Source organism: Xanthomonas sp. 3075 (assembly GCF_014197275.1).
Taxonomy (GTDB): Bacteria; Pseudomonadota; Gammaproteobacteria; order Xanthomonadales; family Xanthomonadaceae; genus Xanthomonas; species Xanthomonas campestris_B.
Genome location: NZ_JACIFI010000005.1, coordinates 241,025 through 255,757, shown reverse-complemented (window position 1 = coordinate 255,757; position 14,733 = coordinate 241,025). Strand labels below are relative to the sequence as shown.

10 protein-coding genes and 2 pseudogenes are annotated in these 14,733 nt (G+C 64.2%); 5 read left to right on the top strand and 7 right to left on the bottom strand.

Features of this window, described 5'->3' with window-relative positions; genetic code table 11:
* The first annotated feature begins 107 nt into the window (after positions 1–107).
* The 5 genes and pseudogenes from GGR62_RS07120 to GGR62_RS07100 all read left to right on the top strand — a co-directional run.
* Positions 108–614, top strand: a complete 507-nt coding sequence (locus tag GGR62_RS07120) for a hypothetical protein (protein WP_326520243.1) — start codon at positions 108–110, stop codon at positions 612–614.
* Positions 615–639: 25 nt separating this feature from the next.
* A pseudogene (locus GGR62_RS21410) lies at positions 640–1,788 on the top strand (DUF2235 domain-containing protein); the annotation flags it as partial.
* Between the two features lie 168 nt (positions 1,789–1,956).
* On the top strand, positions 1,957–2,535 hold the full coding sequence (locus GGR62_RS07110) for a hypothetical protein (RefSeq protein WP_184407217.1): 579 nt from the start codon (positions 1,957–1,959) through the stop codon (positions 2,533–2,535).
* Positions 2,532–3,827: a DUF6792 domain-containing protein gene (locus tag GGR62_RS07105; protein ID WP_184407216.1), complete on the top strand. Its 1,296-nt coding sequence runs from the start codon at positions 2,532–2,534 to the stop codon at positions 3,825–3,827. The genes GGR62_RS07110 and GGR62_RS07105 overlap by 4 nt, the downstream gene beginning before the upstream one ends.
* A 29-nt stretch (positions 3,828–3,856) precedes the next feature.
* Positions 3,857–4,129 (top strand): annotated as a pseudogene (locus GGR62_RS07100) (relaxation protein); the annotation flags it as partial.
* Positions 4,130–4,150: 21 nt separating this feature from the next.
* On the opposite strand, the gene GGR62_RS07095 reads toward GGR62_RS07100, so the two are convergent.
* The 7 genes from GGR62_RS07095 to GGR62_RS07065 all read right to left on the bottom strand — a co-directional run bounded on the left by GGR62_RS07095 (position 4,151) and on the right by GGR62_RS07065 (position 14,548).
* Positions 4,151–5,440, bottom strand: a complete 1,290-nt coding sequence (locus tag GGR62_RS07095) for a type III PLP-dependent enzyme (RefSeq protein ID WP_184407215.1) — start codon at positions 5,438–5,440, stop codon at positions 4,151–4,153.
* The gene (locus tag GGR62_RS07090) at positions 5,437–7,206 is read right to left on the bottom strand and encodes an IucA/IucC family protein (RefSeq protein WP_184407214.1); all 1,770 of its coding nucleotides are present in this window, start codon (positions 7,204–7,206) and stop codon (positions 5,437–5,439) included. Before GGR62_RS07090 ends, GGR62_RS07095 begins: the two co-directional genes overlap by 4 nt.
* A complete protein-coding gene (locus GGR62_RS07085; RefSeq protein ID WP_184407213.1) occupies positions 7,184–8,392 on the bottom strand; it encodes an MFS transporter in 1,209 nt (402 codons plus the stop codon). Before GGR62_RS07085 ends, GGR62_RS07090 begins: the two co-directional genes overlap by 23 nt.
* Complete coding sequence (locus GGR62_RS07080) at positions 8,389–10,191, bottom strand: IucA/IucC family protein (RefSeq protein ID WP_184407212.1); 1,803 nt, start codon at positions 10,189–10,191, stop codon at positions 8,389–8,391. Before GGR62_RS07080 ends, GGR62_RS07085 begins: the two co-directional genes overlap by 4 nt.
* Entirely contained in the window at positions 10,188–11,414 is a 1,227-nt protein-coding gene (locus GGR62_RS07075; RefSeq protein ID WP_184407211.1) for a siderophore biosynthesis protein PvsA, read from the bottom strand. Before GGR62_RS07075 ends, GGR62_RS07080 begins: the two co-directional genes overlap by 4 nt.
* Positions 11,415–11,653: 239 nt before the next feature.
* A complete protein-coding gene (locus GGR62_RS07070) occupies positions 11,654–13,786 on the bottom strand; it encodes a TonB-dependent siderophore receptor (protein ID WP_184407210.1) in 2,133 nt (710 codons plus the stop codon).
* Positions 13,787–14,548, bottom strand: a complete 762-nt coding sequence (locus tag GGR62_RS07065; RefSeq protein ID WP_184407209.1) for an aldolase/citrate lyase family protein — start codon at positions 14,546–14,548, stop codon at positions 13,787–13,789.
* Between the last annotated feature and the right edge of the window lie 185 nt (positions 14,549–14,733).

Here is a 14,733-nt window from a genome sequence, read left to right as displayed (position 1 = left end):
CATCTCGGCCAGAAAGATCTCGCGCCGGGTCTGCTTGCGCTTGCCCAGGCCCTCAGCGTCACCGAACGTCAGTTGCATGGATCACTCCTCAACATCAGGCGGGTAGTGTGGCGTATCTGTTGTGCGTTGTTCAGAGGTTCCTTAGCAAACATGCATTCGGTGCGGGCTGCTACGATACGTACGGTTGCAAGGTACTTTACAACGGCAGGTACGAGGCTAATTATCCTGAGGATGTCAAACAGATTTCCTCAGCGTCCCTCGGAGATATCTATCCTGACAATATGCACGCTGGTACGATCGGCATACGCAACTTCCCGAACTTCCCGCCCCCTGCGGAAGTGTCCTGGCGATCAAAGGACGGCCAGTCGCGCCATGCCCTGGTGGATCTTGAGGCCATCTTCAAGGACAAGGTGGTGCTGCATCATGTACCGCAGGAGCAACTGCCGCCGATCCTGCAGGCCGATATCTCTCCAGAGATCATTCTGGAAGTGAACGACCGCACCATCAATGTTTATATGAAGGCAATGGTGGATACCACGGTATTGCAAAAGCCTGGTAACAAATATAGCAATTTCCGCAGCGATCTGATCCTCGCCTACACCAAGACCTACTGATGGCGTATTCGCCAGGGAGCATGTAATGGCCAACGAACGTAACGACGAGAAGAAATGGGCCGATGGTGTGGAAACCTATCCGGCGACTGCACAGGATTTGGCTTCCTACCAAAAGAGCCGCGATGCGCTGGCGCAGTTCCAGGCACCGCTACTGGTCAGCCAGCAGAATCCGCATACTCGTTTGTTCGTGGCTTGCTTCGATGGCACCGGCAATGACAAGAACAAGGATCCCGAGCACATCACCAACATCGGCGTCATGTACGATCAAATACAGGCGGCCAATTTCGCCGGTTTACGCAATATCAATGGCCACTACGTCCCAGGCGTAGGCACCCAGGACGATGCCTTTACTCGCAACCTCGACGGTGGTCTGGGCTACAGCTACGGGCCACGGATGGAAGAGATGTACTTGAAATTCATCGATCAGGCCAAAAAATGGCGCGAAGAAGACCCGCAGGCCGAAATCAGCATTGTGTCCACGGGCTTCAGTCGTGGCGCGGTTACCGCAGCGATGTTCACCCGCATGGTCCACGAGCGGGGTATCCAGGACCGCAAAGACATGAAGATCGATCAGGGGCCCAACGGCGAAATCCTCAAGCTGACCCCAACGCACCCACCGCTGGTGCCGCCCGGCCGCACCGCGCAGGCGGTGGGCCTGCTCGACCCGGTGGCCACCGGCGACATGAACGTGCGCGACACGCGCCTGCCGCCGTCGGTGGTGTCGGGCCTGCAAATCACCGCCCGCGACGAGCGCCGCGATCTCTTCCCGGCCAAGGACATTATTGATCCGGGCCGCACCCAGGATGGACGCCTGCTCAACCTGGTCAATCCGGGCGCGCATTCGGATATCGGCGGTTCCTACCGGCTCGATGGCCTGTCCGTGCGCAACGGCAACTTGCTCACCGATTACGTCAACACCCTCAGCGACAAGCCCTTCCTGCAAGCACGCACGGTGTCCACCGCGCCGGAAATAAACGTCATCCACCATTCCGAGCAGCACGGCGACTTGGCTCAGGTCAGTGCCCATCACTTCAGTCTCAAGCGACAGACCTTCAATGCTTATGGCCCAATGAGCCTGGATCGGCATATCCGCGAAGGTGGCCATGAGGTAATCAACTACGTCATGGCTGGCTATGCGGCCAGCACCGCCAGTCGATATTATGTGCATGTCAAGGGGAGTGCGGGCTCTCCCGGCTCAATCTTGTTCTGCAGTTAAAAGCAGCGTAGGCTCAAAACATAAGGCATCTCATCGGCCAAGGACACCATGCCTCGCACTCTTGCCTCCCTGTTATGCCTATCCCTTGCCACATCGCTATGCGCTTGCGGCGCAACGGAGAACAACATGCAGTCCAAAGACGGGCAGGCGCTCACCGAGGATGGCGATCCGGTGTACCGGAAGAATCCGAATCCGCGACAGGCTTATCGCATCACCATGACCATCGAGGATGCGCCGGGGCCGTTTGGTTTCGTCGATGGTGCAGTTTTTTATCAGATTACCAATCATACGTTGTGCACCCCGATTGAGCCGATTGCCGGGGTCTGGTCTAAGCAAAAAGAAGACAGTATCCCCGCAGATTTCAAAAAAATCGATGCAACGACCTATGTGGCGACGATTTTTGCGGATGGCATGATTGATGCGGATTATTATGGAAAAGGGATATGTCATTGGGAGTTGACGGGTGTGGGCATGTCTCTAAAGGCAAGCGGAAAGAAGGAGGAGACTAATTTTTCGCCCAGTCTGGAGAAAGAGCAGATTCTTGGATTATCGTCAAAAAAAACTTACTTTTGGAAGGGTGGTTATCCAAGAAGTAAAGTCGAGGACTATCCTGATACGGGCGAGGGATCTTCCGATAAATACGCTGAGCCAAACCGTAGCAATCTGTTTCTTATAAATCTCAGAGCAGAAAAGGTTGCCCCATGAGCCTAACCAGTCAGCAGTACGCTGCTTTTTCCTATGATGCATATCAAAAGCCGGATATTGCAGGACCAAAGAGCCCCGTGGTCGAAATTGGAGGCATCTCATGCAAACGGCTGGAATACGTAGACAAGCCATCAGGCTATCAAGGTGTTATCTACGAAAGGGCTGACACGGGTGAAGTGGTGGTTGTCCACCGAGGGAGCGAGTTTGATCGCCAGCCAGTGCAGGATGGCGCATTAGCCGATGGCGGTATGTTAGTGGCTCGTCATAACGTACAGGTTGCCGACGCCATCGACTTTACTCAGCATGCATTGGATTATGCAGAACAGAAGCACATCAAGACCGGCCAGCCGGCCCCGCAAGTGACAGTTACAGGTCATTCCTTAGGTGGCGATCTGGCTCAGGTCACCGCACACCATTTCGGACTGACAGGGCAGACATTCAACGCCTACGGGGCGGTGAGCCTGGATCGGCGGATTCCCGAGGGTGGCACCGAGGTGATCAACCACGTCATGGCTGGCGATGCGGTCAGCGCCGCCAGCCGACATTACGGGCAGGTCAAGGTCTATGCCACGCCACAAGAGATTGCGACGTTGAAGAGAGGCGATTACGCCAACGATCATGGAGCGCTGGATGCACGCGATCCGTTGTCCTCTGCATTCAGGCTGGGCGATTCGCATCGCATGCACAACTTTCTTCCGGTCGATGGCAATGGCAAGCCGGACGTCTCCGTGTTGGAAGATCCAGCAGCGCAGCAGCTTGCACAGCAATATGCGCCGATGATCGCGAAGTATCGCGGCGATGTGGAAACGCTGCGCGCAGGCTTGACGCTTTACTCGCGAGGGGTAGATGGCCTGGTCCGGGATGGAATCGATCACCTGCGCGGTCCATTGGAACCTGGGGAAGGGCGTCGTGAGACCGATGCGCAAAGCTGGCAGCAGCAGATGCAGCAATTGCAACAAGAGCGCGAGCGCAGCCATGCGCCGCAGCAATGGCATGTGCCGATGAAGGCGGAGGCGCAGCAGACGCGGACAGCGGCCGACAAGCCGCCATCCTTGCGTGACGACCCGGACGCATTCCTGGACCGCATGTTGGCCGCCGCACAGAATGGCGACCGCGATCAATTCCGTCAGATGACGCAGATCCTGGCCAATGAACCAGCCGGCCGCGCGTTGCGCGCCGAGGCCATCGACACGGTGAACCAGCAGGAACAGCAGGCAGCGCAGCAGGCGATGCAGGCGCAACAACAGCAACAGCAGCACGAGACGATGCGCATCGGTGGGCGCAGCATGTAACCGTCATCAGCAGCAAAGGACGATGCACGATGAATGCAAACGACCCGCTGACGTTGATCAGCAAGGCCGCCTCGCTGATGGAGCAGTTCGAGCGCCGCTGCAATGACATGGAGCAGCAGCAACGTCGCCATGCGAAGCAGCTGGAGCAGGTGGCGCAGTCGTTGCCCGGGGTGATGACCCGTTCGGCCGAACAGACTTTGCAGCGCGTCCCCGACACCTTGGTGCGAAATGTCCAGCAGGGCATGGACACGTCGGTCGCCGGTTTCGAGAAGCGCCTGCAGCAGGCCGGTAGCTTGATCGGGTGAGGTGCGCAGTCGCTATCTCTACCTGGATGATCCCGACACCGTGGCAGAGGCCGAGCTGCGTGCCGACATCCGTGTGCCGGTCCGGGCTTCGACGGACGCCGCTGCTGCCGCCTGAGCCGTCACCTGCAAGAACGCCATCTGCGGCGGCGGATGCATCAGGAACTGCTGGTGCGAAATATTCCACGCATACGCGCCGGCCAGCGGGAAGGCCAGGCAGTCGCCCGGTGCCAGCGCCGCGACGTGCTGGTGGCGTGCCAGCACGTCCTTGGGCGTGCACAACTGTCCGACCAGGGTGACCGGCGTGTCGCGCAGCACAGGCGCACGCGCGCCACGCAACACCCGGAACGGGTGATCGTGGCCTTGTGCGGCCGGGGTGCGGAAGTGATGGGTGCCGCCGCGTGCGATTGCAAACCACGCACCGTGGCTGCGCTTGAGATCCAGCACTTCCATCAGATACCAGCCGCAGCTGGCACTGACATAGCGCCCCGGCTCCAACCGCAGACGCAGTGCGTCGCCATGTTCGCGTAGCAACGCAGGCAAGCCGGCGCAGAAGCCGGCCCAATCGAACGACGCTTCCGGCGCCAGATAATCCACACCGAAGCCACCGCCTGCATTCACCCGCAACGGGCCAAGCCCGTAGCGTTGCCGCCACTGCTGCACGGTGCGCAAGTAGGCGGCGATCAGATGCAGTTGCGCGCCGGCATCGCGCTGGTGCGACATCAGATGGAAATGGAAGCCTGCCAACCGCAGCGAGGGGCTCGCACGCAGCCGATGGATCGCCACATCCAGATCGTCCGGGTCCAGGCCGAACGGCGAGGGCTGCCCGCCCATCATCAGGCGCGTGCTCTGCGCGCCTGGCACGGCGATGTTCATGCGCAGGAACACCGGTACGCAGCGGCGGGCCTGCGCGGCGATCGCGGCCAGGCGTTCCAGCTCGCCCAGGCTTTCCACATGCATGGTGCAATCGGGCAGCGCAGCGGCCTGGGCCAGGTCGCTATCGAGCTTGCCCGGCCCACCGAACAACAGTGTGGCCTGCGGTTGTTGCGCATGCAGCCAGGCCAGTTCGCCGCCGGAGGCCGCTTCGAAGCCATCCATGTGCGGGGCGAGCGTGCGCAGGATCGGCGGCTCCGCATTGGCCTTTGCCGCGTAGAACAGCTCGCACTCGGCCGGCAGGTGCGCGCGCATCCATTCTGCGTGTGCGTCCAATGCGGCCAGGTCGTAGACATACGCGCAGAGCGGGCCATCGCTCTGGTCGCGCAGGCTGGGCAATGCCTGCAGCACTGCGGCGGTGTCGATGCGCAGGCTCATGCTGCCACCCGCCGCACCGCTGCGATGCGCGGAATCGGATTGGGCAGCGCGGTGTAATCGGATTGTCGATCGGCGCGTTGCCATAGCCGCGTGCCCAGGTTGTTCTTGCCGGGCAGCGGCGCGCCGTCGATCAGGCCCTGCAACGCGGCTTGCGTGCCATGACGCTGCTGCCAGCATGCGGCGAGCTCGCCCACGCATTGCCACAGGCGCGCTTCCAGCACGCCATCGCCTTCGGTCAGATGGAAGATCGCCTCGGCCAGATTGTTGACCAGCGCGCAGTACGCCACGCGATTCCAGCCTTGTTCCGGCGTGTAGTACAGCGATTGCCGCGCGCGTTCGCCCACGCCCAGCAAGCGCGTGGCGGGCCAATGGTGTGCGAGCAGCTTGGTACCTTCCAGATCGCGGATCCATACCCGCGTCGGCCAGCCATCGGCAAACCCGATCACGGTGTTCTGCAGGTGCGGTTCCAGGGCAATGCCGTGCTGGAACAGGGCAGTCCATACGCCATCCAGCAGCAAGCCGGCATAGGCGCGGAACCACAGCAGCGTGGCGGTGTGGCGATCCATCTGCGCGCTGCCCAGTGCCTGCAACTTCGACGCACACACGCTGTTGCCCTGCGCATCGCAAGTGAACAAGGCGGCGGCCACCTGCGGCTGCCAACGCGCCCGTTGCGCGGCAGGCAGGGTCTGCCGATACAGGATGCCGAAGCTCTCCGACAAGCCACGCGCCGCCAACGGGTCGGCGTCGTGCAAGGCGGGATCGACCTGGGCGATCTCCAATGAAGTGGCCGCAGGCTCCAGCATCACATCGAAGCCCGGCACCTGCGTCGCCAGTGCACGCCAGCTCGGTGCCAGCAGCTCGGTGAGCGCGACCGCACTTTCCAGCTCGTACCAGGCGTTCTTGCGCACGCAGTTGGTCAACCGCACATGCACCGAACACTTGAGGAAATAGTCCAGTTCCGGGTGATACAAGGTGCGCACCGAGGAGGTCGGCCGCAGTGCTTCGCCCAGCACACCGACCGGCTCGATGAAGCCGCGCGCCTGCAGGGTGCGCAGCAACGGATCGTCGAGCAGCCGCTGCGCTTCCCACGGATGGCAGGGATACAGATCCTCGCTGCCGGAGAGCTGCCGCAGGCTCGCGCGCACATCGCGGCCCTGCATGCGCAGCAGCCGTGGATCGATGCGGAACCAGAACAGCTGGAACGCCGCGCGCGCTTCCGGCGCGCAGGCCAGCACCTGCGCCAGATCGATGCCTTCGCGGCTCTTGGGCGTGGGATGCAAGGCATGCCCCCACAGCATCGATTGTTCGGCGTCGATCATCGCCTCGCCGGTCGGCAAGGTGCCTTGTGCCTGTAGCAGCAGTGCGGCAGTGATCGCCACGCTGTTGGCGCTTTGCGCGAGCAGTTCCGGATTGACCGCCTGCGTGCTGCCCAGTGCCTGCAGCAGGCGACGCGCCAAGGCATGCGCGTCCAGGCTCTGCCACGGCTGGCCGCCACTCTTGAGAAACGGCGTGGAGGCAAAGCGACAGCGGCCCAGGCGATCGGCATAGGCAATGCGCACGCACAGCGCGCCGGCATCGCCCAGCGCGATGCGCAGCCAACGGTGTTCGGCCACGCGTGGGCCGGGGCGATCCAGCCCGCGATAATCGAAGTCCACTGTGCGCTGCGGAATCGCGAACTCGCGCAGGTAGCAGTTCAACCAGCAGGTGCAGGCCTGCGCGTCGGCCATGCTGTCGTACCAGGGGTCATGCATCGTGTGCGGCGACATCGGCGGATCTCCTCGAAGGGAAGCGCACCAGAACGGTGAGCGCAGCGGCCGCCGCAGCCAGCGCGGCAGCAAGAAAAGGGATGGCGGGGCCGGCCGCCTGGGCCAGCGCGCCGGCAGCGGCACCGGCGAATACGCCGGCCCATTTGCCGCAGGCATCGAAGCGGCCGAACAGGCGTCCGGCGCCGTGCCCGCTGGCGACGATCGCCAGGCTGCGGTTGAGCCCACGCAGGCCGAACAACATGCCCAGGCCGAACAGCAACCGCGCCACTGCCAATGCGACGGCGTCGTGCAACAGCGCCTGCCACAGGCAGGCCAGCGCGAACAGCATCAGGCCAGGCACCAGCCAGGCGTCGCCATCGCCGCGCCGCCACCACGGCAGTACCACCAGATAGACCAGATGCGGCAGGCTGTAGAGCAGGCCGGCCAGCGCGTCGTGACCGGCACCGCGCGCCAGCGCATACGGGATGAAGTAGGGGAAGGTCACCACCATCGCGAAGCAGAACAGGAACTGCGCGATCAGCAACGCAGGCCACAGGGCGCTGGCCGGTGTGACGGTCTGTGGTGACGCCGACAGCGACGACGCAGCTGCGCGCCCGGAGGGTGTCGACGGCGCAGTGGATGCTGTCGGCCGCCCCGCAGGCCGGTCGGCCGGCAGACGCCAGGTCAGCGCGAACGCCAGCAGCGGCAGCAGTGCGAGCGCGCGATACAGCGACTGCGCAGGGCCGAGCGCTAATGCCAGGCCCAACAACGCGGGCGCGCTGACCATCGCCAGGCGCGCCGAATACTGCGTCCAGTCGAGCGCGCGCGCCAGCGGGCCGGCCTGCGGCTGGCTGGCCAGATAGGCATTGGCCGCTGCCAGCGAGCCGCCGCAGGTGCCCTGCACGATCAGGCCGATCACCAGCCAGCTCAGCGACGGCGCGAAGCCGGCGATCGCAAAGCCCAGCGCCAGCCCCAGTTGCGCCCGCAGCAACGAGCGCTTGCGTCCATAGCGGTCGGCCAGGCGTCCCCAGGTGCTGGCCGTCAACGCGGTGCACAGCGTCGGCAGCACGTACAGCACGCCGCTCCAGCCCACCGCTGCCGAGGGCGCCAGCTCGGCCAGCACCTGCGGCAGAAACAGCGGCATGCCCAATGCGGTGAAGGCGGCCAGGTAATGCGCCGCCAGCACCGGGCCGAGGATGCGCTTCATCGCTGAGCACCCGCCTGCCTGCGTGGCATGTGCTGCGCACCCGCGAAGGCGTCGCCGAAGGGATTGGGCGCACTATCGCCGTAGAACTTGTTGATGTCGCTCGCACCGGTGAGCTGTTTGCTGAGCAGGCTGCCGGCGCTGAGCAGGTACTTCACCGGCAGTCGCGGTGCGGCCAGCAGGCGACGCGCGGGTCCGGTATCGATGCCATCGACATCCAGCTGCGCCAGCGTCAATGCGAACTGCGTCTGCAGCTGCGTGTACAGCGGGGCGCGCAACGTCGGTTGCCATTCGGCCAGGCCTTCCAGCACCGCCTGCAGATCCAGTTGCAGCACGATGGTGCAGAACATCTGCGCCAGGGCTTGTGGGTCGTCTACCGCGATACGCGCATCGTGCAGCGGGCCCAGCGCGTCCAGATCCGGCAGCTGTGCGCGCAACTGCGGCAGCGCGATGCGGGCGGCGTCGTTGTCCTTCATCAGCAGCCGTGTCGCCTGGCCATCGGCATACACCAGCACGCTGTTCTGCTGATTGGCTTCCAGTGCGATGCCGTAGCGCAGCCACAGGCGCAGATGGACGGCGAGTAGCAGCTCGGTGTAATCGCGCCACCAGCTCAATACATCGCCCTGCATGAAGCGCTCGGCCAGATGGATCGCCATCGGCCGGCCATCCGGCAACAGCGCGCATAGCGCGGCCACCGGCACCAGCGTAGCGTCGCCCAGCGGCGGATAACGCCGCACCAGATAGGCCAGATGACGCGTCTGGCCCACATGCCCGCCATGCGATTCGTCCACGAACACGCAGCGGCCGCGCAAGGCCGGATCCAGCGCATCGATGCGACGCAAGGCACGCTCCAGCCAGTGGCCGTCGTACAGCGTGGAGGGCTTGATCAAACGCAGATTGAGTGCGCCCAGCGTGCGCATCGGGATCGGCAACTTGAGATGCAACTGCGGATGTTGCAGCGGCACCAGCGTGCGTACCGACAGGGTAGGGCGCACCTCCAGCCAGGCCTGCGGTGCCCGCAGGCTGCCTGCCGGCAGCGCAAAACCGTCCTGCTCCAGGCGCGCCCACACCAGCGGATGCACCGGCCAGGCGACATGCGTATCGGCCAGCGCGGGCGGCAGGCCCAGCGTGGCGAAGTCCGGCCACAGCTCGGCCGGCGCTGCGCCGGTGCAGCTGACCTGCGCACGCGGAATCGCCAGCCAGCGCAGCGCGAAGGTGGGCGCAAACTCCGGCGCGTAATCGCGCAGTTCCGAGGCATCCAGCCCGGCCTTGGCGCGTGCGGTCGGATAGAACGGATGGTCGCGGTAGCTGGCCAGTTGATCGCAGCGATACGCACGCTCGGTGGCATCTGGGTGTTGCAGCACGTTGAGCAGCGCAGGTGCCTGCGCGTTGTAGGCCCGGCGTGCCAGGCCCAGGTGGGCGGCAGCGCACTCGGCTTCTTCGGCATAGCCGCGATGCAGCTGTTGCGTTTCCATGTCGAGCTGCGCGCTCATGCGCCGCAGCCACGCCTGCGCACCGCGTTCGACATGCGCGCCCTCGGCGGTGTGCACGATCCAGCTGTCGCCGCAGGCACTGATGTCCTGCAGATAGCCCTGCCGATGGATCGGCAACCACAGCGTGCCATCGGGCAGATGCGCGATGCGCCACCAGTCTTCCACCGGGCTGGGGTCGGTCCATGCGGCCAGCACGCGTGCTTCAGGTGTTGCGGCACTGCCTTGCGTGGCGATTCCGCGCAGGTCTTCGCGCAGGCAGGCATCGATGACGCGGGTGGCGATATAGCGTTGGGCGGCGGCGCTGCTCATGCGCGCAGCTCCGCGCCATCGATCCGCCAGTGCAGCCCCGCTTCGGCATGCAGCACCGCTTGTTGCAACGCTTGGGCATCGCTAGCCAGCGCGCTCAGCACACCCAGGTAATCCTTGTTGGAATGGCTCAAGCGGATCCGTTCGCCGGGTGCGCGCATGCGCCGGTACTGCACGTCGCTGTGCGTAGCGTGATGGCGGCGATCTTCGCTGGCGCTCACCAGCTCGCCGTCCTGCTCGGCAACGTAGTAACGCAGCAAGGCATGGGCACGATCGCAGCGCAGCTGCGGCAGCGGCAAGCCCAGATGCGGCGCCAGCGCGGCAGTGAACCATTGCCTGCCGAACATGTCGTCGAGCAGGAATTCGCGGCGGTCGCCAATGCTTCGGTAGTTGATCTCCACCAGCACCGGGCCATCGCCGGTGAGAATGAATTCGCTATGGCACAGCCCGAAACCGACGCCAAAACTGCGGAGCTGCTCCAGCGCCTGCGCAATCACCGGCGTGTCCACGCGGGCATCCCACTGCGCCTCGCATTCCACAAAGTGCGGCGGCGGCGACAAGCGCACCTTGAAGCCGCCCAGTGGCTGCAGCGTGTGGCCGTCGCCCAGCGTTTCTAGCGTAAATAGCGCGCCTTGCAGCATGCCTTCCAGCAACACGGTGCGCTGCGGATGGCGCTGCCACACATCGTCCAGATAGGCCTGCAATTGCGCGCCATCTGCGCAGTGGCGTACGTCCAGACTGGCCACGCCCTCGCGCGGTTTGGCCACCACCGGCCACGGAATGTCGGCCGGCAATGCGGCGCCTGGCGCCAGCGTGCAGAACCACGGCGATGGTAGTCCGCGCGCGCGCAGGCGTTGACGCATCGCCGCCTTGTTCTTGGCCGCGTAGCACACCTGCCAATCCTTGCCCGGCAGGCCCAGACCGGCAGCGACCAGCGCGGTGCTGGTCTGCAGATGATCGCTGTTGCTGAACACCGCGCGCGGCGACACATCGGCGTCGTGCAGCACATCCAGCACACCGAGTGGGTTGAACACATCGCATTCGATCACCCGCTGTGGCGCATGCTCGGGGTACTCGCGGAAATGGCTGAGGTGATCGAGTCTGTGGTCGGTCAGCAACCACACCGGCAGGCCCAACGCGTGTGCTGCCGGCAGAAAGCCGTCGGTGATGGCCGGATGGCAGACATGGGTGAGGATCACCAATGGTGCAGTGGATGTTGCGGTCATGGCAGTTCTCGTTCGACAGGACGGTGGGGAAACCGGTACTGAAACGGGCTGCCTGGCGCCGCGATGGCGTTGGGTGGCCTGCGATGCGGTGATCGCATGCCGCATGCTGCGGCTAAGGATGCGTGCGTCATGCACGCCGTGTTTGTCTGCGGCGCTCGCCAGCGCGACCGCCGTTGCCGTCAGGCGCGACCGACGCCCCTGTGCGGCGGTCGTTTGTAGCGGTGCCTACTGGTGCCGACTTAAAACGTGTACTCCAGCCCGGCGGTGACGGTGCGCGACGGCGCGGCCTGGCGGCCCCACGGGCTGGTATCCACGCCGCGGAACCAGTACTGCCGATTGAACAGGTTGTTGATCGCCAGCGACGCGCTGAATTTTTGTCCATCGCGTTCGAACAGCGTATGGCTTACCTGCGTGTTCCATACCCAGTACGCCGGCAACTGGCCGACCGAGGCAATCGCGTTCTCCTGCACGGTATTCGCCGCATCGCTGTAGGCCTTGCTGAAGTAGTAGCTCGACAGTGCGACAGTGGTGTGACCGAGCGTGTAGTTGCCGCCCAGGGTGATCTGGTTGCGTGAGGTGTAAGGCACGCGCAGGCCGCGAAATGCGCCCGATTCCTGGCTGGCATCCAGATAGGCATAGCCGGCGTTTAGGGTGAGCGCGCGCAGGTTTTCCGGGCTCCATTGCAGTTCCAACTCGCCGCCTTGATGGCGGGTCTTGCCGAGGTTGCGGAACACGCGCGTGGTGTTGTCCAGCTGGATCTGCTGATCGAAATCGATCAGATATGCACCAAGCTGGATGCGGGTGCGGTCGTTGGGCTGATAACGCGTACCGGCTTCGTAATTCCAAGCCAGTTCGGCATCCAGGTTGTTGCCGAAGATGATCTGGGTGACCTGCGGCGCACGCATCGAGCGTTGTCCGTCCGCATAGAAGAACCACTGTTCGTTGGCTTGAAACCCGACCGTCAGACCCGGCAACACATCGCGGGTCTGGTTGCGCGTGCTGACGCTGGTGGCGCGATTGAAGTAACGCGAATCCAGCCGTTCGTAGCGCAGCCCGGGAGTGATGGTGAAGCGTGCATCGGGCAGGGTGATCGCATTGCTGACGTAGGCCGCCACGGCGCGGTCTTCGAACTGCCAATCGCGCACGGTGGTGAACAGGCCATCGCGCAGGCGTAGATTGCCGACCAGGAAATCGATGTCCTCGTGCACCGCGCGCGCGCCCAGCGTCCATTGCTGCTGCACACCACCGGCATCGCCCATGGTCCAGGTCAGTCGCGGCTCGCTGCCGACCACGCGGAAGTCGCGCGGTGCGGTCTGGCGTAGCTGCGGCGGCAGATCCGAGCGCCAGGTCTCGGTGGAGGCCTGACGCATGCCGACGATGAAGTTGCGGCTGCTGCGCGCGCTGAAGTTGGTCCAAGACAACCGAACATCCTGCAGCGGCCCCCAGTCTCCCAACAGCTGCTCATAACCCAGCGATGCACGCGTGGTGCGGCCATTGAAGCTGTCCAGCGGACGCGTGGACTGACGCGGGTCGCGCCGGTAGTCGTCCGGGCTGAGCGCGCCGGCCAGATCCATGTCGACCAGATAACGCTGCACGCTGGCCTTGAGCAACTTGGTGTCGTCCAGCCACCACTCCGCACGTACGCGCAGATTGCTGATGTCGGTATCGCTGTGCGCGCGCCAGTACTCGCCGTAGCTGCGATTGGCATCGACCTGCATGCCGAAGTTGTCAGTGAGATAGCCGCCGCTGCTGAGCGCGCTGTCCTGCAGAAACTGGCCCTGGCCGCCGGCGGTGATCTTGTGCGCCAGCGTGGTGCTCCACGCGCTGGGGATGTCCTTGCTGACCAGGTTGATCACCCCGCCCACGTTGTTCGGCCCGTACTGCACCGCCGCGCCGCCGCGCACGATATCGATGCGGTCGATCTGATTCAGCCCCACCGGAAACAGCGACAGGCTGGTCTGCCCATACGGCGCCAGGGCAAGTGGAATGCCGTCCTCCAGCACTTGCACGCGGCCGCTGCGGCTTTCGTACAGGCCGCGCAGCATCAGCTGCGGCAACGCGCCGGTGCCGGTTTCGTCGAAGATCTTGATGCCGGGTACGCGCTGCAGCGCATCGTCCAGCGAGCGGTTGCCGCCGTTGCGGAGTTGCTCGCGGTCGATCACCTGGCGGCTGCCGGCATAGCGCTGCACATCGTCGGGCCTGGAGCGCCCGAGCAGGCTGCCCTGCACCTGGATCGCGTCCAGCGCGCGGATCGGCGTCTGCGGATCGGTGGACGCCGCATCCGGCGACTCGATGGCGAACGCCAACGGCGGCATGATCAGGGTGGCCGCAGCGATGGCGATGGCCAGGGCGTGGAAACGGAACGTCGACATCTACGGCGTGCTCCTGCAGGCGGGTGGTGAAGTGGGTACGGCGAAGGTGGCCAGGTGAGCGCGCAGTGCGCGTTGGATCAGCGCGCGGTCTTCGCCGGCAAGCAGCCAGCGAAGATCGGGCTGTTGCAACCAGTGCGCGCGTTGCGCATCGGTACGCGGATTGGGGCAGAACGGCACGTCGGCGGCAACGCATTGCGCATGCAGTTGCAGCAGCAGCTCCCAGACCTGTGGATGGGTCGGTTGCGGGCCAAGGCCCAGATCCAGCGCAAGATCCAGTGCGCCTTCCATCACCAGTGCCACGCCGGGCAGCGCAAGCAGCTCGGGCAGTGCCGCAACGCCTGCCGCACTTTCGATCATCGGCACGATGCGGATATCGCGATTGGCCTGAGCGATATAGGTGGGCAGGTCGACGTTGCCGAAGCCGGTGACGCGCCCGCCGGTGATGCCGCGCCGGCCCAGCGGTGGAAAGCGCGCCGCAGCGATGGCAGAGGCCAGTTGCGCGGCCGATTCGGCGCGTGGAATCACGATCCCGCGCGCGCCGGCATCCAGCACGCGGCCGATCAGTTTTTCGTCCACCTCCGGCACCCGCACCCAGGCCTCGCAGCCGGACAGCTCGCAGGCGCGGATGGCGTGTTCCAGTTCGTCCGGCGCGCGCAGTACATGCTCCAGATCGAGCACGACAAAGCCGTAGCCGATGCGGCCCAGCAGCTCGCACACCTGCACGCTTGGCACTGCATTGAGAACGCCAACCGCAAACGTCATGGATGAGGCCGCAAGGAAACGGGCGCTCATCCTGCTCCGGATGGGAATGATTATCAAGTGGATCTGATGGGCAGTTTTCGGTGCCCTGGTCGCAGTTTGCTCAATGCATGGGGCGGGCCGTTCCGCACTGAACACTTGCGGGCAACAAAAATCCCGCAGCGGCTGCCGGCGGGTTTGGGGTCTCT